The 22085-nt window shown below is 70.6% G+C and carries 18 protein-coding genes; 6 read left to right on the top strand and 12 right to left on the bottom strand.

The features are described 5' to 3' along the window. Nucleotides 1-137: 137 nt before the first annotated feature. The 7 genes from ACFYNU_RS03830 to ACFYNU_RS03800 form a co-directional block, all read right to left on the bottom strand. Nucleotides 138-1343: an acyl-CoA dehydrogenase family protein gene (locus ACFYNU_RS03830; protein WP_356584828.1), complete on the bottom strand. Its 1206-nt coding sequence runs from the start codon at nucleotides 1341-1343 to the stop codon at nucleotides 138-140. Nucleotides 1344-1346: 3 nt separating this feature from the next. After that, nucleotides 1347-1865 (bottom strand): MaoC family dehydratase, encoded by a 519-nt coding sequence (locus ACFYNU_RS03825; protein ID WP_356584829.1) that lies wholly within the window; start codon nucleotides 1863-1865, stop codon nucleotides 1347-1349. A gap of 3 nt (nucleotides 1866-1868) precedes the next feature. Then, nucleotides 1869-2843, bottom strand: a complete 975-nt coding sequence (locus ACFYNU_RS03820) for a CoA ester lyase (RefSeq protein WP_356584830.1) — start codon at nucleotides 2841-2843, stop codon at nucleotides 1869-1871. Then, nucleotides 2840-4888 (bottom strand): protein meaA, encoded by a 2049-nt coding sequence (locus tag ACFYNU_RS03815; protein ID WP_356584831.1) that lies wholly within the window; start codon nucleotides 4886-4888, stop codon nucleotides 2840-2842. Before ACFYNU_RS03815 ends, ACFYNU_RS03820 begins: the two co-directional genes overlap by 4 nt. A 1-nt stretch (nucleotide 4889) precedes the next feature. Next, complete coding sequence (gene ccrA / locus ACFYNU_RS03810) at nucleotides 4890-6227, bottom strand: crotonyl-CoA carboxylase/reductase (RefSeq protein WP_356584832.1); 1338 nt, start codon at nucleotides 6225-6227, stop codon at nucleotides 4890-4892. A gap of 485 nt (nucleotides 6228-6712) precedes the next feature. Then, entirely contained in the window at nucleotides 6713-7552 is an 840-nt protein-coding gene (locus ACFYNU_RS03805) for a TetR family transcriptional regulator (protein WP_356584833.1), read from the bottom strand. A gap of 86 nt (nucleotides 7553-7638) precedes the next feature. Further along, nucleotides 7639-9426, bottom strand: a complete 1788-nt coding sequence (locus tag ACFYNU_RS03800) for a 3-hydroxyacyl-CoA dehydrogenase family protein (protein ID WP_356584834.1) — start codon at nucleotides 9424-9426, stop codon at nucleotides 7639-7641. Nucleotides 9427-9793: 367 nt separating this feature from the next. Between ACFYNU_RS03800 and ACFYNU_RS03795 the strand changes: the two genes are divergently transcribed. Further along, complete coding sequence (locus ACFYNU_RS03795) at nucleotides 9794-10483, top strand: adenylosuccinate lyase (protein ID WP_356584835.1); 690 nt, start codon at nucleotides 9794-9796, stop codon at nucleotides 10481-10483. On the opposite strand, the gene ACFYNU_RS03790 is transcribed toward ACFYNU_RS03795, so the two are convergent. The 4 genes from ACFYNU_RS03790 to ACFYNU_RS03775 form a co-directional block, all read right to left on the bottom strand. After that, nucleotides 10467-11063, bottom strand: a complete 597-nt coding sequence (locus tag ACFYNU_RS03790) for a GNAT family N-acetyltransferase (protein WP_356584836.1) — start codon at nucleotides 11061-11063, stop codon at nucleotides 10467-10469. The two genes, ACFYNU_RS03795 and ACFYNU_RS03790, sit on opposite strands and share 17 nt — an antisense overlap. A gap of 3 nt (nucleotides 11064-11066) precedes the next feature. Continuing rightward, nucleotides 11067-11495 (bottom strand): RidA family protein, encoded by a 429-nt coding sequence (locus ACFYNU_RS03785; RefSeq protein WP_356584837.1) that lies wholly within the window; start codon nucleotides 11493-11495, stop codon nucleotides 11067-11069. A gap of 103 nt (nucleotides 11496-11598) precedes the next feature. Beyond that, a complete protein-coding gene (locus ACFYNU_RS03780; protein WP_356584838.1) occupies nucleotides 11599-12105 on the bottom strand; it encodes an O-acetyl-ADP-ribose deacetylase in 507 nt (168 codons plus the stop codon). A 22-nt stretch (nucleotides 12106-12127) separates the two neighbouring features. Further along, nucleotides 12128-13162 carry an Rv2578c family radical SAM protein gene (locus ACFYNU_RS03775; RefSeq protein WP_356584839.1) on the bottom strand — a complete coding sequence of 345 codons (1035 nt, stop codon included), beginning with the start codon at nucleotides 13160-13162 and terminating at the stop codon, nucleotides 12128-12130. A gap of 222 nt (nucleotides 13163-13384) precedes the next feature. Between ACFYNU_RS03775 and ACFYNU_RS03770 the strand changes: the two genes are divergently transcribed. The 4 genes from ACFYNU_RS03770 (at nucleotide 13385) to ACFYNU_RS03755 (ending at nucleotide 20136) form a co-directional block, all read left to right on the top strand. Then, nucleotides 13385-13843, top strand: a complete 459-nt coding sequence (locus ACFYNU_RS03770; RefSeq protein ID WP_356584895.1) for an SRPBCC family protein — start codon at nucleotides 13385-13387, stop codon at nucleotides 13841-13843. 401 nt (nucleotides 13844-14244) lie between these two features. Beyond that, complete coding sequence (locus ACFYNU_RS03765) at nucleotides 14245-16728, top strand: MFS transporter (protein WP_388765002.1); 2484 nt, start codon at nucleotides 14245-14247, stop codon at nucleotides 16726-16728. Nucleotides 16729-16863: 135 nt separating this feature from the next. Beyond that, complete coding sequence (locus ACFYNU_RS03760; protein WP_356584840.1) at nucleotides 16864-19368, top strand: SpoIIE family protein phosphatase; 2505 nt, start codon at nucleotides 16864-16866, stop codon at nucleotides 19366-19368. A 48-nt stretch (nucleotides 19369-19416) separates the two neighbouring features. Beyond that, on the top strand, nucleotides 19417-20136 hold the full coding sequence (locus ACFYNU_RS03755) for a class I SAM-dependent methyltransferase (RefSeq protein ID WP_356584841.1): 720 nt from the start codon (nucleotides 19417-19419) through the stop codon (nucleotides 20134-20136). Between the two features lie 72 nt (nucleotides 20137-20208). Here the strand turns inward: ACFYNU_RS03755 and ACFYNU_RS03750 are convergent, their stop codons facing one another. Beyond that, nucleotides 20209-21036, bottom strand: a complete 828-nt coding sequence (locus ACFYNU_RS03750) for a lipase family protein (protein WP_356584842.1) — start codon at nucleotides 21034-21036, stop codon at nucleotides 20209-20211. A gap of 214 nt (nucleotides 21037-21250) precedes the next feature. Here ACFYNU_RS03750 and ACFYNU_RS03745 point away from each other — a divergent pair, with 214 nt between their 5' ends. Further along, a complete protein-coding gene (locus ACFYNU_RS03745) occupies nucleotides 21251-22084 on the top strand; it encodes a M55 family metallopeptidase (RefSeq protein ID WP_356584843.1) in 834 nt (277 codons plus the stop codon). Nucleotide 22085: the final 1 nt, after the last annotated feature.

Here is a 22085-nt window from a genome sequence, read left to right as displayed (position 1 = left end):
GGCAACGGGGACGGCGGCTTTCCGTCGATGGTATCGGTTGCCGGGTGCAACTGGGCAATGCAGAAGCCGAGTCGGCGGCCGGAAGACGATGACGCGGTGTGATGTCGTGGGCGGTCAAATGGGACGATAGGCCGTGATCAACCCTGGAATCGGTACTCCTCCAACAGTCGGCGGCCAATGATCATTTTCTGGATCTCAGCGGTACCCTCGCCGATCAGCAGCATGGGCGCCTCACGGTAGAGGCGCTCGATCTCGTACTCCTTGGAGAAGCCGTAACCGCCGTGGATACGAAAGGCGTCTTCCACGACTTCCTTGCAGTATTCCGAGGCGAGGTACTTTGCCATCCCCGCCTCCAGGTCGTTTCGTTCCCCGGAGTCCTTTTTGCGTGCCGCGTTCACCATCATCGCATGCGCCGCTTCGACCTTGGTGGCCATTTCGGCCAGCTTGAACTGGATTGCCTGATGTTGGGCGATCGGCTTACCGAAAGTTTCCCGCTGCTGGGCGTAAGAGACGCCCAGCTCGAACGCACGTTGTGCGACGCCGCAGCCACGCGCCGCGACATTGACGCGGCCGACCTCCACTCCGTCCATCATTTGGTAAAACCCTCGGCCGGTGGTGCCTCCGAGGACCCGATTGGCCGGAATGCGTAGTCCGTCCATGATCAACTCGGTGGTGTCGACGCCCTTGTAGCCCATCTTGTCGATCTTGCCGGGGATGGTGAGACCGGGCCGTACCTCACCGAAACCGGGCTCCTTCTCGATCAGGAACGTTGTCATCGACCGGTGCGGGGCGGTGCCCTCCGGGTGGCCTTCGTCACTGCGGCACAGCACGGCGACGAGCGTGGACGTGCCGCCGTTCGTCAGCCACATCTTCTGGCCGTCCAGGACGTACTCGTCGCCGTCCTTGACGCCCTTCGACGTGATCGCCGACACGTCCGACCCGAGCGCCGGCTCGGACATGGAGAACGCGCCACGGACCTCGCCGGCCGCCATGCGCGGCAGGAAGGTGTCCTTCTGCTCCTGGGTGCCGTGCTGCTTCAGCATGTACGCCACGATGAAATGCGTGTTGACGATGCCCGACACGGACATCCAGCCGCGCGCGATCTCCTCCACGCAGAGCGCGTACGTGAGCAGCGACTCACCCAGACCGCCGTACTCCTCGGGGATCGTCAGTCCGAACAGGCCGAGTTCCTTGAGCCCTTCGACGATCCGGGTCGGATACTCGTCGCGGTGCTCCAGCTCCGTGGCCACCGGCAGGATCTCTTTGTCGACGAAGTCCCGTACGGTGGACAGGATCTCCCGCTGGACGTCGGTCAGGTCCGCGGTCTGGGCGAGACGGCTCATGGGTCAGATCTCCTTCGTCGTGGGCATCGGCTCGGGGCGGCCGGGCTGTTCACCGCCGCGCTGGTCGATGTAGCTCGCGGTCGGCACCATCACCTTGCGGCGGAACACACACACGACCGTGCCGTCCTGCTTGTAGCCCTTCGTCTCCACGTACACGACCCCGCGGTCGTCCTTGGACCGCGACGGGGTCTTGTCCAGGACCGTCGTCTCGCCGTACAGCGTGTCGCCGTGGAAGGTCGGCGCGATGTGCTTCAGCGACTCGACCTCCAGATTGGCGATGGCCTTGCCGGAGACGTCGGGGACCGACATACCGAGCAGCAGTGAGTAGATGTAGTTCCCCACCACCACGTTCCTGCCGAAGTCGGTGGTCTTCCCGGCGTAGTTGGCGTCGAGATGCAGCGGATGGTGGTTCATGGTGAGCAGACAGAACAGATGGTCGTCGTACTCGGTGACGGTCTTGCCCGGCCAGTGCTTGTAGACCGCGCCGACCTCGAACTCCTCGAAGGTGCGCCCGAATCGCATCTCTCACGCCTCCGGGGCTTCGAACACGGAGGTACGGCGCAGCCCCGCGGCCCGCCCCTTGCCCGAGACGACCAGCGCCATCTTGCGGCTCGCCTCGTCGATCATCTCGTCGCCGAGCATCGCCGACCCCTTCTTGCCGCCCGCCTCGGACGTCGCGTAGTCGTACGCGTCGAGGATCAGCTCCGCGTGGTCGTAGTCCTCCTGCGACGGCGAGAAGATCTCGTTCGCCGCGTCGATCTGGCCCGGGTGCAGCACCCACTTGCCGTCGAACCCGAGCGCGGCGGCCCGGCCCGCGACCTCGCGGAACGCGTCCACGTCCCGGATCTGGAGGAACGGCCCGTCGATCGCCTGGAGATCGTGCGTACGGGCCGCCATCAGGATCCGCATCAGGATGTAGTGGTAGGCGTCCGCGCCGTAACCGGGCGGCTGCTGGCCGACCACCAGCGTCTTCATGTTGATCGACGCCATGAAGTCGGCGGGGCCGAACACGATCGTCTCCAGGCGCGGCGACGACGCGGCGATCTCGTCCACGTTCACCAGGCCCCTGGCGTTCTCGATCTGCGCCTCGATACCGATCCGGCCGACCTCGAAGCCCATCGTCTTCTCGATCTGGGTCAGCAGCAGATCGAGCGTCACCACCTGCTGCGCGTCCTGCACCTTGGGCAGCATCACGCAGTCCAGATTGTGGCCCGCGCCCTCCACGACCGTGATCACGTCGCGGTATGTCCAGTGCGTCGTCCAGTCGTTGACGCGCACCACCCGCGTCTTGCCCGTCCAGTCACCCTTGTTGAGCGCGTCCACGATGGTGTGCCGGGCGCCCTCCTTGGCGAGCGGCGCGCAGGCGTCCTCCAGATCGAGGAAGACCTGGTCGGCGGGGAGCCCCTGGGCCTTCTCCAGGAAGCGCGGGTTCGAGCCGGGGACGGCCAGGCACGAGCGCCTCGGCCGGAGTGTGTCGCGGCGGGAGTCGGTGCCGGTCATGGGGAGACCTCCAAGGGGTTCGGGTCCAGCGGTTCGAGCTTGTTCGCGAGCCGGATCTCGTCGACGATACGGCCGATGATCTCGGTGATCCCGAAGTCCTTCGGGGTGAAGACGGCGGCCACTCCGGCGGCCTGCAGCACCTCGGCGTCCGCGCCGGGGATGATCCCGCCGACGATCACCGGGATGTCCCCGGCGCCCGCCTCGCGCAGCCGGCCCAGCACGTCCGGCACCAGCGCGGCGTGCGAGCCGGACAGGATCGACAGGCCGACGCAGTGCACGTCCTCGGCGACGGCGGCGCTCACGATCTGTTCGGGCGTCAGCCTGATGCCCTGGTAGACCACCTCGAACCCGGCGTCCCGCGCCCGTACGGCGATCTGCTCGGCCCCGTTGGAGTGCCCGTCCAGCCCCGGCTTGCCCACCAGCAGCCGCAGCCGCCCCGAGCCCAGTTCGGCGGCCGTGCGGTCCACCTTCTCCCGTACGGCCGCGAGCGGCGTCCCCGCCTCGGCGGCGACCGCGACCGGCGCGCCGCCCACCCCCGTCGGCGCCCGGAACTCGCCGAAGACGTCCCGCAGCGCGAAGGACCACTCACCGGTCGTCACACCGGCCCGCGCGCACTCCACGGTCGCCGCCATCAGATTGTCGGTACCGGCCGCCGCCCGCTTCAGTGCGGCCAGCGACGCGCTCGCCCGCGCCTCGTCGCGGTCGGCCCGCCAGTCGTGCAGCGCGGCCACCACCCGTGCCTCGTTCGCCGGATCGACCGTCATGATCGCGGTGTCCAGATCGGCGGTCAGCGGACTGGGCTCGGTCGACTCGAAGCAGTTGACCCCGACGATCTTCTCCTCGCCCGACTCGATACGCGCCCGGCGCTCGGCGTGCGACGAGACCAGCCGCGACTTCAGATAGCCGGACTCGACGGCGGCCATCGCACCGCCCATGTCCTCGATCCGGTCCATCTCCGCCAGCGCGTCCGCGACGAGGGAGGCCACCTTCGCCTCCACGACATGTGACCCGGCGAAGATGTCCTCGTACTCCAACAGATCGCTCTCCAGGGCGAGCACCTGCTGTATGCGCAGCGACCACTGCTGGTCCCACGGCCGGGGCAGCCCCAACGCCTCGTTCCAGGCCGGGAGTTGTACGGCGCGGGCCCGCGCGTCCTTGGAGAGCGTCACGCCCAGCATCTCCAGCACGATGCGCTGCACGTTGTTCTCGGGCTGCGCCTCCGTCAGACCGAGGGAGTTGACCTGGACGCCGTAACGGAAGCGCCGCTGCTTGCCGTCGCTCACGCCGTACCGCTCGCGCGTGACCTGGTCCCAGATCCGGCCGAAGGCGCGCATCTTGCACATCTCCTCGACGAAACGCACCCCGGCGTTCACGAAGAACGAGATCCGGGCGACCACATCGCCGAACCGCGCCGCCGGCACCTGTCCGCTGTCGCGCACCGCGTCCAGCACGGCGATCGCCGTCGACATCGCGTAGGCGATCTCCTGGACCGGGGTCGCCCCCGCCTCCTGGAGGTGGTAGCTACAGATGTTGATCGGGTTCCAGCGGGGGATGTGCGCCACCGTGTACGTGATCATGTCGGTGGTCAGCCGCAGCGACGGCACCGGCGGGAAGACATGCGTCCCGCGCGACAGATACTCCTTCACGATGTCGTTCTGCGTCGTGCCCTGCAACAGTTCGCGGTCCGCGCCCTGTTCCTCGGCGACCACCTGGTAGAGCGCCAGCAGCCACATGGCCGTGGCGTTGATGGTCATCGAGGTGTTCATCCGGTCCAGCGGGATGTCCTTCAGCAGCCGCCGCATGTCCCCGAGATGGGAGACGGGCACGCCGACCCGGCCGACCTCGCCGCGCGCGAGGACGTGGTCGGGGTCGTAACCCGTCTGGGTCGGCAGGTCGAAGGCGACCGAGAGACCGGTCTGGCCCTTGGCGAGATTGTTCCGGTACAGCGCGTTGGACGCCTCGGCGGTCGAATGGCCGGCGTACGTCCGCATCAGCCACGGCCGGTCCCTGGGGCCCCTGCCGCCGCCGGTCTCCGCGTCCGGCATGTCACACGTCCCGGAAGCGGTTGATGGCGTCGATGTGCCGCGCGCGGGTCTCCGGATCGCTGACGCCCAGGCCCTCGCGGGGCGCCAGCGCGAGCACCCCGACCTTGCCCTGGTGCCGGTTGCTGTGCACGTCGTACGCCGCCTGGCCGGTCTCCTCCAGGGGATACACCTTGGACAGCGTCGGGTGGATCTTGCCCTTGGCGACGAGCCGGTTGGCCTCCCACGCCTCGCGGTAGTTGGCGAAGTGCGAGCCGATGATCCGCTTCAGCGACATCCACAGATAGCGGTTGTCGTACTCATGGGTGTAGCCGGACGTCGACGCGCACGTGACGATCGTGCCGCCCTTGCGGGTGACGTACACGCTCGCCCCGAAGGTCTCCCGGCCCGGGTGCTCGAAGACGATGTCGACGTCCTCGCCCCCGGTCAGCTCCCGGATGCGCTTGCCGAACCGCTTCCACTCGCGCGGGTCCTGGTGGTGCTCGTCGCGCCAGAACCGGTAGTCGTCCGCGGTGCGGTCGATGATCGCCTCGGCGCCCATCCGCCGACAGATCTCCGCCTTGTGGTCGCTGGAGACCACACAGACCGGGTTGGCGCCGCCGGCGAGCGCGAACTGGGTGGCGTACGAGCCGAGTCCGCCGCTCGCCCCCCAGATCAGCACGTTGTCGCCCTGCTTCATCCCGGCGCCGTTGCGCGACACCAGCTGGCGGTACGCGGTGGAGTTGACCAGGCCGGGCGCCGCCGCCTCCTCCCAGGACAGGTGCGGGGCCTTGGGCATCAGCTGGTTGGACTTGACGAGCGCGATCTCGGCCAGACCGCCGAAGTTGGTCTCGAAGCCCCAGATGCGCTGCTCGGGGTCGAGCATCGTGTCGTTGTGCCCGTCCGAACTCTCCAACTCCACGGAGAGACAGTGCGCGACGACCTCGTCCCCGGGATGCCAGGTGTTGACACCGGGCCCGGTGCGCAGCACGACGCCCGCCAGGTCGGAGCCGATGACGTGGTACGGCAGGTCATGACGCCTGGTCAGCTCGCTGAGCCTGCCGTAGCGCTCCAGGAAGCCGAAGGTCGACATCGGCTCGAAGATCGAGGTCCAGACGGAGTTGTAGTTGACCGAGCTGGCCATGACGGCCACCAAGGCCTCGCCGGGGCCGAGTTCGGGCACCGGGACGTCGTCCAGGTGGAGTGACTTGCGCGGGTCCTTCTCGCGGGAGTCGAGACCGGCGAACATCTCGGTCTCGTCCTTGTGCACGGTCATCGCGCGGTACGAGTCGGGCAGGGGGAGTGCGGCGAAGTCGGCGGACGTGCTGTCCGGCGACTGGATGGCGTCCAGGATGTCCTTCACGGTGTGGCCTCCGGCGAAGCGTGTTGCGGGAACGCTGAACGGGTCCCTGAGGGATGGGACGGAAGACTGCGCTGTGCGCGTGGTGCGGTGGAGGTGTGCCGTCGGTTCGGCGCGTGGTGCGGCGCGTGCTCGTGCGTGGCGACGCCGGGTGGGCGTGCGAGGTGCCTGTGACGCAGGCGTCCGGGCACGCGGGCCGGGGGGCTCGCGGGGACAGTCGGCGGACGAGAGGTCTCGGTTCGCCGGCCGCCCGGACATCCCCAACGTATGGCACGCAATGTCATTGGACAAGGCACTGCGTGCCAAGAATCTGTCTCAGTTGTCATCCGTGAGGCACGCATGAGCACCAGCAGTCCACTCTGTGAGGTGAAATGTCACCTTAGGTGGCTGTTTGGCGGCGGGGTGTCTCAGCGGAGGCGTGTCACGCGAGGCATGTCGTGCGGGCTTCGTGCGGGCTTCGGGCGGGCAGGCGGCAGGCCGGGGGCGGCCTACGCGTCCTTCAGTGCCTGCTTGATCGTGCGCATGACCTCGTCCAGCGGCGCGTCCGTACGGGCCACCGCCACCAGGACCTCGCCGCCGGCGCTCACCGAGGCCGCGGGCCGCTCGCCGCCGCCCATGGTCCGGCCCGCGCCGATGCCCGAGCCGTAGATGTCACGGACGATCGCGAAGGCGTGGTCCAACTGCGCCTCCACATCGCCCTGGCCGTCGGCGCGCAGCCAGCGCCGCAGCACATGGTTGTGCGCGGTGACGACGGCGGACGCGGCCACCTCGGCGAGCAGCGGGTCGTCGTTGCCGTCGGTGTGCTCGTGCTCGTCGAAGTGGCCCAGCAGATAACGGGTGAAGAGCCGCTCGTAACGGGCCACCGAGGCGATCTCGGCCTCGCGCAGCGTCGGCACCTCACGGGTGAGCTGGTAGCGGGCCACCGAGAGGGTCGGCTGCGCCGCGTACATCCGCATGACTTCCTTGATGCCCCGGCACACCGTGTCGAGCGGATGCTCGTGCGCGGGCGCCGCCTGGAGGACCGCTTCCGCGCGGACGAGGGTGTCGTCGTGGTCGGGGAAAATCGCCTCTTCCTTGGAGCGGAAGTGCCGGAAGAACGTCCGCCGCGCGACTCCCGCCGCCGCCGCGATCTCGTCGACGGTGGTCGCCTCGTACCCCTTGGTCGAGAACAACTCCATGGCCGCCGCCGACAGTTCCCGGCGCATCTTCAGCCGCTGGGCCGCCGCACGGCCGCCGGCGGCGCTCTCCGGCGCGTCGGTCGTCGAGGTCGTACGGGCGGGCCGTCGGGCGGAGTCAGCGGGCTGAGCCATGCCCCGAACGTACTGCATCCGCGCAGGAGAGCGCGCCTGTGGGGGCTGCTCCGGGCGGCCGGCGGCGGGCGGGCTCCGACGTGCCGGACACGGCCCGGACACCCCTATCGGCGCGCCGCGTACTCACGGAACCCGCGGCCCGTCTTACGGCCCAGACAGCCCGCCGCCACGAGGTGTTCCAGCAGCGGCGCCGGAGCCAGACCCGGGTCGCGGAACTCGCGGTGCAGGACCCGCTCGATCGCCAGCGAGACATCCAGACCGACCACGTCCAGCAGCTCGAACGGCCCCATCGGATAGCCGCCGCCCAGCTTCATCGCGGCGTCGATGTCGTCCAGCGTCGCGTAGTGCTCCTGCACCATCTTGACCGCGTTGTTCAGATACGGGAACAGCAGCGCGTTCACGATAAAACCGGCCCGGTCGCCGCAGTCCACCGGGTGCTTGCGGATCGTCGCGCACACCGCGCGGACCGTCGCGTGGACCTCGTCCGATGTGAGGACCGTACGGACCACCTCGACCAGCTTCATGGCGGGCGCCGGGTTGAAGAAGTGCATGCCGACGACGTCCTGCGGGCGCGTGGTGGCGCGGGCGCAGGCGACGACCGGCAGCGACGACGTCGTGGTGGCCAGCACGGCACCGGGCTTGCAGACCTTGTCGAGCGTCGCGAACAGCTGCCGCTTGACCTCCAGGTCCTCGGCCACCGCCTCGACGGCGAGATCCACGTCGTCGAACGCGTCCAGTGAACCGGCCGGCGTGATCCGCGCCAGGGTGTCGTCGCGCGCCTCACCGGTCAGCCGCCCCTTGTCGACGGAACGGCCCAGCGACTTGGCCACGCGTGCCTTGGCCGCGTCCGCCTTCTCCTGGCTGCGGGCCGCGAGCACCACGACATAACCCGCCTTGGCGAACACCTCGGCGATACCGCTCGCCATCGTGCCGGAACCGGCGACGCCGACCGACCGGACCTCGGGCCGCCCGCTCGGCGCCGGCCCCGCGTCCAGCGGGGTCAGCGCGTCGCGCACCACCGTGCCGCTGCCCGGCGCCTCGTACGTGTAGAAGCCCCGCCCGGACTTCCGCCCGGTCAGCCCGGCCTCGCTGAGCTGCCGCAGGACCGGCGCCGGGGCGTGCAGCCGGTCGCGCGACGCCGCGTACATGGCCTCCAGGACCGTACGGGCGGTGTCGACGCCGATCAGGTCGAGCAGCGCCAGCGGGCCCATCGGCAGTCCGCAGCCCAGCCGCATCGCGGCGTCGATGTCCTCGCGCGTCGCGTACTTGGCCTCGTACATCGCGGCGGCCTGGTTCAGATAGCCGAAGAGCAGCCCGTCGGCGACGAAACCGGGCCGGTCGCCCACGGCGACGGGCTCCTTGCCCAACTCCCGTGCCAGCGCGGTGACGGCGGTGACGGCCGCCGGCGCGGTCAGCACCGACGAGACGACCTCGACCAGCTTCATCGCGGGGGCGGGGTTGAAGAAGTGCATCCCGAGCACCCGCTCGGGGCGCGCGGAGTCGGCGGCGAGCCGGGTCACCGACAGGGCGTTCGTGCCGGTGGCCAGGATGGTGCCGGGGCCGACGATCCCGTCCAGCGCGCGGAAGACCTGCTGTTTGATCTCGTACGACTCCGGGACGACCTCGATGACGAGATCGGCGTCGGCGGCGGCCTGGAGATCGGTGAAGGTACGGAACCGGGTGAGCACGCCGCGCCGCTCGTCCTCGGTGATCCGCCCGCGCTCCACGGCGCGCGCGGTGGACGCTTCGAGCGCGGCGACCGACTGGCCGGTGGCGATCTCGTCGGTGTCGATGCCGATGACCTCACGGCCGGCCCGGGCGAGGACCTCGGCGATGCCGGTGCCCATCGTGCCGAGGCCGACGACGGCGATGGTGGAGAGAGGGATGTCCATCACGGGACTCCAGGGGTGAGTGACGACTGAAGAGAGGACAGGCGCGCGGGCGCGTGTTCTGTGCGTGCGTGCGTGTGCGTGGATGGCGCGAAGAAGTGCGAACCGGCGGACCCTGTCCCGGAGTCGCGCCGCCGTGCTGCCGAACCACATGGCGCCGAACCGACGGACACCACACTCACGGTGGCTGCGTCACCAGGCCACCGGGAGCCGCGGAGGTTTCCCGCTCACCTGAGGTTAACCGGTGGGTAATGAGCGCGCCAGCCCTGGGGAGATGTGCGGTACGTCACCGGCGGAAACCGGCCGTTCGCGACCCCGCCGGTCACGGAGAGCGTTTTGACGGACACGCAGCGCGGATACTCTGCCCGGCATGAGCGAGCTGGAACGGCAGGCAGGACCTGCGGATACGTCGGGGACGGCGCCGGGCACGGCCGAGGCGGTGAGGGTGACCGGACCCCGCGCTTCGGTCACCCCCCGTGCCGAACGGGCTGTCGGCGACGAGGACTTGCGCGCACTCGCCGACCGGTTACGGGACGAGTCCCGTGACTCGGCCACCTACCGGCGACTGATCGCCACCGAGGACCACGAGGAACTGGCGGACGTCCTCGTCGCACCCCGACACCCCCTGTGGGCACGGGAGATCGCGGCTTTCCGGCTCGGCTCGGCGGGCGACCGGCGGGCGTTCGAGACGCTGGTGCTGCTCCTGAACCACCGCGACGCCGAGCGCTGTGTGTCGGCCGCCCGCGCGCTGGCGCGGCTGCGCGACCCCCGTACGCCGCGTGCCGCCGCCGCGCTCGCGACGAATGTGCTGCGCACGGCGTACGCCCTCCAACCGGTGCGGCTGCTCGCCGAGTTGCGCGCGCCGGAGTCCGTACCGGCCCTGATCGCCACCCTGGAGCGCCTGTTGGCGCCGAACGAGACCCACTGGCGGGTCGCGCTCGCCTGTGTCGAGGGCCTGGGGCGGCTGGGCGACCGGCGCGCGCTGCCGCTGCTGCGGGCGGCCCGGGGGCACCCTCGGCTCTCCGGCGCGGCGGCGGAGGCGCTCAGCCGGCTCGCGTGACGGTCCGGGTGAGGGGCCGGGTGAGGGGCCGGGTGACGGTCTGGGTGACGGGGCGGGTGAGGGAGCGTGCGTAACGGACCTCGGGCACCGAGACGCCGCCGACCTCGAAGGGTTCCTCGGCGCCGTCAGGTGTGAAACCGGCCTTTTCGTAGAACCGCCGGGCGCGGTCGTTCTCCCTCAGCACCCAGAGCACGAGGGAGGAGAAACCGTCCGCGGTGGCGCGCTCCACCAGCGTCCGCGCCAGCGCGCGACCGACGCCGGTGGAGACCTGCTCCGGGTCCACGTACAGGGCGTACAGCTCACCGGTCCCGTCGGGGACGTCCTGGTCCCGGCAGGGCCCGAGGCAGCCCCATCCGACGACCGTTCCGGCGCGCTCCGCGACGACGTTCACGACGCGCCTGTCGCCGGCGCCGCTCGGCAGCTGGGCGCGCCGGCGCGCCGCGTCCTCCTCGACGCTCATCGCGTCGAGATACGCCCGTGGCATCAACCCGGCGTACGCCCACCGCCAGCCGCCGATCCGCACGGCGGCGACGGCGTCGCAGTCGTCGGCGGTCATCGCCCGGACGAGCAGGCCACCCATGGCTTAGGCGTCCTCGGTCTCGGTCTCAGCCTCGGCCTCGGCGACGATCGCGAACGCCTCGATCTCGACGAGCAGTTCGGGCCGGAACAACGCGGCGACCTGGACGGCGGAGCTGGCCGGGGGCCGGGCGGTGTCGATCACCTCGTCGCGCGCGACGCGCACGGCGGGGAGGTGCGCGACGTCCGTCACGAAGTACGTCAGCTTCACCACATCGTCGAAGGACGCGCCCGCCTCGGCGAGACAGCGCCGCAGATTCTCGAACACCTGCCGCGCCTGCGCCCCGGCGTCGCCCTCCCCGACGACCTGCCCGTCGGCGTCGAAGGCGCACTGCCCGGACACGGCGACGAACCGGCCGGTGCCCCAGACGACATGGCTGTAGCCGGTGCCGGGGGCGACGCCGGCGGGGGAGTGCACATGAGTGAGTCGAGTCATACGCCCATCCTGTCGGACACGGCGGCCGGCGAACGAGGGGTTTTCGCCGGTGGGGCGCGCGGCGCGGTGCCCGCCCGGCGCCAGAGGACAACCGGCAACGCCTCTACTGCCCCGTGTTCGCCGCCGTCAGCAGACGGTACGACGCCGTGTCGAACGCCATCAGACGGATCCGCTCCACCGCTGTCGGCGTCGACCTCAGCGTGCTGACCGCGATACCGGCCGCCCGGTCCGGCGGGAAGCCGAAGATGCCCGTCGAGATCGCCGGGAACGCGACACTCCTGGCGCCCAGTTCGTCGGCCACCTCCAGACAGCGGCGGTAGCAGGACGCCAGGACGTCCGGCTCGCCCCGGTCGCCGCCCTTCCAGACCGGGCCCACCGTGTGGATCACATGGCGGATCGGCGCGGGCAGGTCGAAGGCCGGGGTCGCCTTCGCGTCGCCCCGGGCGCACGGCGCGATCGCCGCGCCCGCCTCGGCCAGTCGCGGGCCCGCTGCCCAGTGGATCGCGCCGTCCACGCCGCCCCCGCCGCGTAGCGACTCGTTCGCTGCGTTGACGATGGCGTCCGTGTCCTGGCGCGTGATGTCGCCCCGTACGACCTCGATCACTGTCATACCGGGATGATCGCACCCGGCACTACAACAACGTCAGCTGTGTCGGACCCGGCTCCGGCACCACGTCCGGCTCCGGGACCAGCACCCGCCGCCGGCCGGAACGTCCCGCCGGGCCGATGCCGAACTCGTCGGCCAGTTCATGGACCTGGCGCGTGATGCGGCGCTGGTACCACTTGGGCGCGTACGCCCCCTCCGCGTACAGCCGCTCGTAGCGCGGCACCAGATACGCGTGGTGCTCACGCAGCCACTGCATGAACCACTCGCGCGCGCCCGGCCGCAGATGCAGCACCAGCGGGGTCACCGACGTCGCCCCGGAGGCGGCTATCGCCCGCACCGTGGCCCGCAGTTGGTCCGCGCTGTCGCCGAGGAAGGGGATGACGGGGGCCATCAGGACCCCGCAGCCGATGCCGCTGTCCGTCAGCGTGCGTACGGCGTCGAGCCGGCGCTGCGGCGAGGGCGTGCCGGGCTCGACCGTGCGCCACAGCCGTTCGTCGGTGAAGCCGACGGAGACGGACACGCCGACGTCCGTGACCTGGGCGGCCTGTCGCAGCAGTTCGAGGTCGCGCAGGATCAGCGTGCCTTTCGTGAGGATGGAGAAGGGGTTCGCGTGGTCGCGCAGCGCCGAGATGATGCCCGGCATCAGCCGGTAGCGGCCCTCGGCCCGCTGGTAGCAGTCGACGTTGGTGCCCATCGCGATGTGCGCGCCCTGCCAGCGGCGTGACGCGAGTTGGCGGCGGAGCAGTTCCGGCGCGTTGATCTTGACCACGATCTGGGAGTCGAAACCGATGCCGGTGTCGAGGTCCAGATAGCTGTGGGTCTTGCGGGCGAAGCAGTAGACGCACGCGTGTGAGCAGCCCCGGTACGGATTGACCGTCCATTCGAAGGGCATCCGGGAGGCTCCCGGCACCCGGTTCACGATCGAACGGGCGCGGATCTCGTGGAAGGTGATGCCCCGGAACTCGGGGGTGTCGAAGGTCCTGGTGGTCACCGCGTCCGTACCGAAGAGTGCCGCGTCGCGGGCCGACGTGGGGTTCTCGGCCAGATTGTCCCAGCGCATGTGCGCCTCCTCAGTTGTACTGACCACAGAATAGAACACTTGTTCCCATGATCGCCATGCGCGACCGTTCCGGCGGCTCTCCCCGGCCGGCGCCGGGACCGCCGGCCGTGTGGTGTGCGAGGCCGGCGGGGGAGCCGAAGCCGTGGAGCGGGCCCCGGATTTGGGCCCGCCCCGTGGAGATGGTTGGCTGGCCGCCCGGAGAACCGAATGCTGGAGGAAGCCATGGCGCAGGTCGAAGCCACGACGGAGCGGATCATCGCGGCGGACCCGGAGACGGTGTTCGACGCGCTGGCGGACTACCAGGACGTCCGCCCGAAGGTGATGCCCGCGCACTTCAGCGAGTACGAGGTCCGTGAGGGCGGCGACGGCGAGGGGACACTCGTCCACTGGAAGCTCCAGGCGACGAGCAAGCGCATCCGTGACTGCCTCCTTGAGGTGACCGAGCCCACCGACGGTCAGCTCGTGGAGAAGGACCGCAACTCCTCGATGGTCACCACTTGGGTGGTCACCCCGGCCGGGGAGGGCCGCTCGAAGGCCGTCGTCACCAGCGTGTGGGACGGCGCGAGCGGCATCGGGGGCTTCTTCGAGCGGAAGTTCGCGCCCAAGGGCCTCGCCCGTATCTACGACGAGCTGCTCGCGAACCTCGCGACCGAGACGGAGAAGGCCCCCGAGGCGCCCTGAGCCCGCGAGTTCGCGAGTCCGTGAGTTCGTGACTGACGGCGGCCGACGGCGAATCCGTGAGCCCGCGAGTTTCCGTGAGTTACTGAACTCCTGAGTCCCGGCTCCCGCTCCGGCGGGCCCGAGGGGCGTTCCGAGCCGTCAAGTCCCTTGCGGCCGGGGCGCCCCCGACGTCCATCCAGGGCCTCCCCGGGTCACCGATTCGAGTGGTTTCCCCCGTGACGCGTTACGTGCGCCCGCGCACCACGCGTCATGGGAAAGCCCCTGATGAGCGCCCCCTGACCGGTCTCACAACCCAGTGCCGCCGTGCGCCGTACGGCCTTCGGTGAACCGCCCAGCTTGCTCCCGCTCTGCGTGCAATGTGAAGAATTACGCCGCGCAGACGCGACGAAGGGGAGCAATTCGTGGGTGGGATCACGCTGGTGAAGGACGACGAGCAGGCCGCCGCGCCCGCTCCGGCCACGATCAACCCGCCCCCACCCGCTCCCGGCGCCGCCACCCCGGGCGGTGAGCTCTCCCCGCGCCGGGTGCGCCTGGTCTTCGTCGGGCTGATGCTCGCGCTGCTTCTCGCCGCGCTGGAGCAGATGATCGTCGCCACCGCCCTGCCGAAGATCGTCGGGGAACTCCAGGGTCTCGACCGGATGTCCTGGGCGATCACCGCGTATCTGCTGACGTCCACCATCGGCCTGCCGATCTACGGCAAGCTCGGCGACCTCTTCGGCCGCAAGGGCGTCTTCCAGTTCGCCATCGTCGTCTTCGTGATCGGATCCGCCCTGGCCGGCTGGTCCCGCACGATGAACGAACTCATCGCCTTCCGCGCCCTCCAGGGCATCGGCGCGGGCGGACTCATGATCGGTGTGCAGGCGATCATCGCCGACATCGTGCCGCCCCGCGAACGCGGGCGCTACATGGGCCTCATCGGCGGCGCGTTCGGCCTCGCCTCCGTCGCCGGACCGCTGCTCGGCGGCTTCTTCACCGACCATGTCTCCTGGCGCTGGTGCTTCTACTTCAACGTCCCGTTCGGCCTCGTCACACTCGCCGTCGTCACCGCCGTGCTGAAGCTCCCCAAGCCCCGCGGCAAGGCCCGGCTCGACATCGCGGGCGCCGTCCTGCTCGCCGCCGCCTCAACCTGCCTGGTGCTGCTGACCAGTTGGGGCGGTACGGAGTACGAGTGGGGCTCGCGCGTCATCCTCGGCCTCGCCGCCGGCGCGGTCGTGACGACCGTCCTGTTCCTGGTCGTCGAGCGCTTCGCCCCCGAACCGATCATCCCGCTGCGGCTGTTCCGCGACTCGGTCTTCAACATCACCGGTCTCGTCGGCGCGGTGATCGGCATCGCGCTCTTCGGCGCCGCCAGCTATCTGCCGACCTTCCTCCAGATGGTCGACGGGGCGTCGGCCACCGAGTCCGGCCTGCTGATGATCCCGATGATGGGCGGCATCGTCGTCGCATCCGTCGTCTCCGGCCAACTCATCAGCCGGACGGGCCATTACCGGATCTATCCCATCCTGGGCGCCGCGATCTCGGCCGTCGGCATGTGGCTGCTGTCCCAGCTGGAGACCGACACCTCCCGGCTCGAATACAGCGTCTGGCAGGCCGTCCTCGGCGTCGGTGTCGGCCTGGTCATGCCGGTGCTGATCCTCGCCGTCCAGAACTCCGTCCAGCCCTCCGACCTCGGCACCGCCACCAGCGCCAACACCTACTTCCGGCAGATCGGCGGCAGCGTCGGCGCCGCCGTCTTCGGGACGCTCTTCGCCGACCGGCTCACCGACGCACTCGCCGACCGCATCCCGGCCGGGGCCGGACTGCCCAGCGCCGAATCCATCACCCCGCAGATGGTGCACGCGATGCCGCCCGCGCTGCGGGACGGCTATATCCAGGCGTACGCGGACGCGATGCCGCGGATCTTCCTCTACCTCGTGCCGGTGCTCCTGCTCGGCCTGCTCATCGCCTTCTTCCTCAAGGAGAAACCGCTGGTGTCCCACAACGCCTCCGCCGCCGAGTCCACCGCCGTCCCGGCCGCCCGCGGCTCCGTCCCCACCCCGGCCGCCGGTCCCGCCATCCCCGCTGCCGCTGCCGCTGCCGCTGTCGCGAACGGCGCCGCGTCGCCCGCGTACACCCCGGGCGTCCCCGTCTGCGGCATCGTCCAGCACCACGACGGCACGACCGTCCCGCGCGCCGCCCTCACCCTCATCGACGTCCAGGGCACCCAGATCGGGCGCGGAGCCAGTGGCGAGGACGGGCGGTACGCGCTGAGTGTGCCGGGGGCCGGTTCGTACGTGATGATCGCCGCGGCCGGCGGGCACCAGCCGCAGGCGGTCACCGTCACCGTCGGCGAGCGCGCCGTCGAGCTGGACGTGGTCCTCGGCGGGGCGGGCCGCCTCGCCGGCGCCGTACTGACCGCCGACGGCACCCCCGTGCGCGACGCGGCCGTCACCCTCACCGACGTACGCGGCGACGTGGTCGCCTCCACCCGCAGCGGGCGCGAAGGCAGCTATGTCATCTCGGAGTTGGTGGCGGGGGAGTACACCCTCGCGGCCAGCGCGCCCGCCTTCCGGCCCGCCGCGCTCCTCGTCAGCGTCCAGGCGTCGCGCGAGACCCGGCAGGACATCGAACTGGCCGGCGGCGCGGTGCTGCGCGGTACGGTGCGGGCCGGCGGCGGCCGGCCGGTCGAGGACGCCCGCGTCACGCTGCTCGACGCGGCGGGCAATGTCGTCGACACGCTGACGACGGGCGCGGACGGGACGTTCCGCTTCGTCGACCTGTCGTCCGGCGAGTACACCGTCATCGCCGCGGGGTATCCGCCGGTGGCCACGGTGCTGCGGATGGCGGGCGGCGGACGCACCGAGAGGGACCTGCAACTGGGGCACGAGGACGCCGCCGGGTACTGACTGAATTTCAGTCAACTTTCCCGGCGTACGCGGGCGCACAACCTATTGGTTCATTGCCCGGCGCATTGCGTGTTCGGAGCCGTACCGTGGGTGCACAGCCGCAGATCCCGGCGGCGGGGAAGGAGCCTTCCACCCATGGACAGTGGCACTCCGTCGCTCCGGTCACGGCGCGAACGCGCCGTGACCGGCCGGATTCCGCTTGCCGTGGTCGTCGTGGACGCCGACGGCCTCGTGTCGCACTGGTCGAGCGGCGCACGGCGCCTTTTCGGCCATTCCAAGGAAGACGCGGTCGGCCAGCCGGCGGGCGATCTGATGCCGGTCGCCGGGGCGCTCACCGAGGACCGGACCGGGCGGGTCAACGGCCCGGCCGAGACGTACGAGGACGACGACGGGTACGACGAGCTGGGACCCGAGCTGCACGGGCGCAGCTCCTACCCCACCGCCGGCCGGGCGAAGCTCTCCGACGCGGGCCGCCCCCGGCTCGATGTGCTGTGGTGGGCCTACCCGCTGGTCGGACCGGGCCCGGGCCGTCATCTCGTACTCGCCGCCGACGTCGACCAGTTGCGTATGGACGCGGGCATCGACAGCGGCCGGATCGCGCCGAGTTTCTCGCTGCACACCGAATTCCCCGACGCCGATTCGCTGGCCGGCCAACTCCCGCACATCCTGCCGAACATGAGCGTCGCCGATTCCGGTCGCATCGTCGGCCAGGTCCTCGAACTCGGTTATCCCGTACTGGAGTTCAGCCACCACGACCGGGTCCCCGTCACCCCCGACTGGGGTGTGCCACGCCGCCCGGCCGGACGGCGGGGGCGCGCGGAGGGTGCGCATGCGCCGGGCGCTCAGGGCGCCCGCCCGGCGCACGACACGCACCACTTCGATCGCCCCGGCCATCTCGATCATCTTCCGGCGCCCGCGCCCGACCCGGAACTCGACCTCGAATACGCGGCGGTCCGCGAGCGGCTGGAATTCCTCAACGAGGTCAGCGGACTTATCGGCTCCTCCCTCGACCTGGCGCGCACCATCCGCGAGGTCACCAGCGCCGCCGTGCCCCGCTTCACCGACTTCGCCGGCACCCATCTGCGCGCCGCCGTCCTGGCGGGCGAGGGCTTCCCCACCGGCCCGCCCGACGTGACCACCATCTGGCACCGGGTCTGGGTCGAGCACAACGACGAACCGGGCCGCTGGGACGACACCGTGCCCGTCGGCGAGGCCATCGCCTTCCCCGAACACACCCCGTTCTTCCAGTGCATGGTCACCGGCGAGCCGGTCCTCATCCCGCACCTCAGCGAGGAGGACGGCGACCGGATCTCCGCCCAGTTCGAGAAGCGCGACCTGCGCCCGCTCATCAACAACCGCTCCATGCTGCTCGTACCGCTCAAGGCCCGCGACGTGGTGCTCGGATTCATGGTGCTGATGCGGCGTCAGGGACGGCAGCCCTTCGACGACATGGACCGCACCACCGGCGCCGAACTGGCCGCCAGGGCCGGTCTGGTCCTCGACAACGCCCGGATGTACACGTATCAGGAGAATGTCGCCGACACGCTCCAGGACAGCATGCTCCCGCAGGTCGCCTCGCGCATGGCGGGCTGCGACATCGCCACCCGCTATCTGCCCGGCGCCAGGCTCGGCCGGGTCGGCGGCGACTGGTTCGACTCCGTCAAACTGCCCGGCTCACGTACCGCGCTCGTCGTGGGCGACGTCATGGGCCACGGGCTCAACTCGGCGGCGATGATGGGCCAGTTGCGGACGGCCGTCCAGACGATGGCGACCATGGAGATGCCGCCCGCCCAACTGCTGCGCAATCTGGACGACTTGGCGCAGCGCCTGGGGGAGAACTATCTGGCGACGTGCCTGTACGCGGTCTACGACCCAATCCACTCCGAGCTTCAGATCGCCAACGCCGGGCATATCCCGCCCGTCATCGTCCGTGCCGCCGACGGCCGCAGCGAACTGCTCGACCTGCCGACCGGCGCCCCCATCGGTGTCGGCGGAGTGCCCTTCGAGACCGCGACCGTACGGGTCGCCCCCGGCGACCGGCTGGTGCTCTGCACCGACGGCCTGGTCGAGGTGCGCGGCCAGGACATCGGATCGGGCCTCGCGGCGCTCTGCGAATCGGCCGCGCATCCCGCCGCCTCCATGGACCACGCCTGCGACACGATCATCCGCGCGCTCAACACCCACGGCGGGCGCAAGGACGACGTGGCCCTTCTGATGGCGCGGCTGAACGGCATCCCGGACGGCGACGTCGCCGAGTGGCAGCTCGCGCTCGACCCGCGCGAGGTCGCGCGGGCCCGGCGCCTGGTGCGCGGCCAGCTGTACGACTGGGATCTGCCGGGGGCCGTGGAGAGCGCGGAGCTGATGGTCAGCGAGCTGGTCACCAATGCCGTACGGCATGCGCGTATCCGCCATGTCGGGCTGCGGCTGGTCCGTAACGACGCGCTGCTCTGCGAGGTCACCGACGACGAACCGGCCCCGGCGAGCCTGCTCGGCGCGAAGCCCGACGACGAATTCGGGCGGGGACTGCGGGTCGTGAGCCGGCTGGCGCGCGGCTGGGGGAGCAGCAGTACGGCGCAAGGCAAGACGGTGTGGTTCGAACAGGCTCTGGCGGGAAGGGGTTCGCGCGTGACGCGTAACTGACGCGTCGTCAATTCGCCTCGTACGGGGCGGGAGTCGGGGAGGCCGCAGATGGGCGTGTCTGAGCGCTACCGGGATTCATGGGAAGGCTACTGGCGTGCGACCTCCGACGCGCCGGGCGAGGCGATCTGGGACTCCGACCCCTCCCTCACCGCTGTACCGCACTGCGAGATCCTGCTGCCGCACGCCGACCCGGCGCTGCCCGTGGTCGACCTCGGCTGCGGCAACGGCACCCAGACCCGCTATCTCGCCACCCGCTTCGCCCGCGCGCTCGGCGTCGACCTCTCGCACGCGGCGATCGAGCACGCCCGGCGGGCCGACACCGAGAAGGTGGCCGAGTTCGAACAGCTCAGTCTTGTGGACCACGAGGCGGTCCGGGCCCTGTCGGCGCGGGTCGGTGACACCCATGTCTATATGCGCGCCGTCATCCACCAGAGCGAGCCGCAGGACCGGCCGGCGGTCGCCGGGGCGGTGGCCGCGCTGCTGGGCACGCGCGGCCGGGCGTTCGTCGTGGAGCTGACCTCGGGCTCGAAGGAGCTGTTCCGCCGGGCCGCCGAGTCCCCCGGCGGGCCGCCCGCGAAGCTGCGACGGGTCTTCGACCACGGTCTGAAGCCGGCCGGGGCCGCCGACGACGAGGTGCCCAGGCTGCTGGGCGAGGCGGGCCTGCGGATCATCGACAGCGGGGACACCACGCTGCCCCAGACGGAGTATCTGGCCGACGGCACCCGGATCGACCTGCCGGCCCGGTGGTTCGTCCTGGCCCCCGCCTGACGGAGGCGCGCGCCGCCCGGCCCGCTCGGCGGGCCGGGCGGCGGACACCGATCCGGTGCAACCGCCCCGCTCTCAGCGGGCGTTGGCGAGATTCTTCTCGAACGCGGCCAGGTAGTTGACCAGATGGTGGTCCTTCACCGCGTCCGCCCCGGGCGCGAAGAGGTCGGCACTCAGCCCCTTGGCCCGGTCCAGCAGCCGCGCCGACAGCGGAAGGGACTCGTGCAGCCGGCCGTCGGCGTCGAAATAGCGCAGCGAGTCGACGTGTGTGAAAGCCGGTTCGGGAGGGAGATGGGGGACGATGTCGTTGTTGTTGACGAAGCGGTAACACCGTTCCCTGAACGCCTTGTTGTGCAGGCCGGCGAGGAGCCGTTCACAGGTACGCGGCTGGCCGAAGGTGTAGACGCCGTCGGGCAGCTCCCGAGGCTCCTCGAAGTACCAGTTGGCACCCGCGAGCATCGCGAGGGCCCCGCCCAGGCTGTGACCGGTGAACCAGACGCTCTGCCCGTCGGTGCGCAACTCCTGGATGGCGTCGCGGATCCGGGGATAGACGGACCGCAGGGCCTGCTGGAAGCCGTAGTGGACGAAGCCCTTGTTCCCCGGTCCGGGGACGGGCGGGGTGTTGACGTCGGTGAGCCAGTCGTAGATCTTCAGGACCTCGGTGCCCCGGAAACCGGCGACGATCATGCGGTCGCCGGCCATGACGTACGCCTGGGTGTCCTCGATCGGGAACGGCATCCGGTGCGTCGACTCGAAGTGCCGCACCTGGTCGAAACCCCACGCGTTGGCCTGCGCCTCGATGGCGTCCGGGTCCAGCGGGGCCAGCCCGGCCGCGCGGGCCATCCAGTAGGCGTGCGGGAGGGAGTAGCGGGTCGTCGTGTGGTCCAGGGCGGGGATGGCCATCGGTGTCCTCCGGACGGAGCGGGCGGTGGTAGGGGCCGTACGCCCGGCAAACGACGACGAGCCGCCGTTCGGCACGCCGGGTCCCTCTCCCGCGCCGGCCGCCCGGTAGGCGACCGGCGCACTCGCCTCCGCGCTCACGCCGACCGGCGCACTCGACGCACCCGACGGCGGCCGGGGTGGTCGTCGTGTCCGGCGGCGCGTACGGTTTCGCTGCATGAAGATCCTCATCAGCGCCGACATGGAGGGCGCCACGGGTGTGACCTGGCCGGCCGACGTCCTGCCGGGGACACCGCAGTGGGAGCGCTGCCGGACCCTGTTCACCTCGGACGTGAACGCCGCCGTCCTCGGCTTCCTGGCCGGCGGCGCCGACGAGGTGCTCATCAACGAGGCGCACTGGTCCATGCGCAATCTGCTGCTCGAAGAGCTGGACGAACGGGCCCAGCTGCTCACCGGGCGCCACAAGTCGCTGAGCATGGTCGAAGGGGTGCAGCACGGTGACGTCGACGCGATCGCCTTCGTCGGCTACCACACCGGCGCCGGCACCGAGGGCGTTCTCGCCCACACCTATCTCGCCAATTCGATCACCGGCGTCTGGCTGAACGGCGTGCGCGCCAGCGAGGGTCTGCTCAACGCCCATGTCGTCGCCGAGTACGGCGTCCCCGTGGTCCTCGTCACCGGCGACGACCTGACCTGCCGGGACGCCGACGGCTACGCGCCCGACGCCCGCAAGGTCGCGGTCAAGGACCATGTCTCGCGGTACGCGGCGGTCTGCCGCACCCCCGCCCGTACCGCCGCCGACATCCGTGCGGCGGCCGAGGAGGCGACGGCGCTGGCCGTACGGTACGAACCGGTCGTCGGCGGCCCGTTCACCGTGGAACTGGAGTTCGACGCCGAACATCTCTGCGGGGCGGCCACCGTCGTACCGGGCGTGGTGCCCGCGGGCGAGCGGCGCGTCGCCTACACGAGCGAGACGATGTACGAGGGCATTCGCACGTTCAAGGCGGTCACCACGATCGTCTCGGCCGCGGTGGAGGAACAGTATGGCTGAC

The sequence above is a fragment of the Streptomyces sp. NPDC006643 genome, assembly GCF_042870175.1.
Classification (GTDB): Bacteria; Actinomycetota; Actinomycetes; order Streptomycetales; family Streptomycetaceae; genus Streptomyces.
The sequence above is the reverse complement of the archived record's forward strand: the minus strand, read 5'-3'. Positions and strand labels throughout refer to the sequence as shown.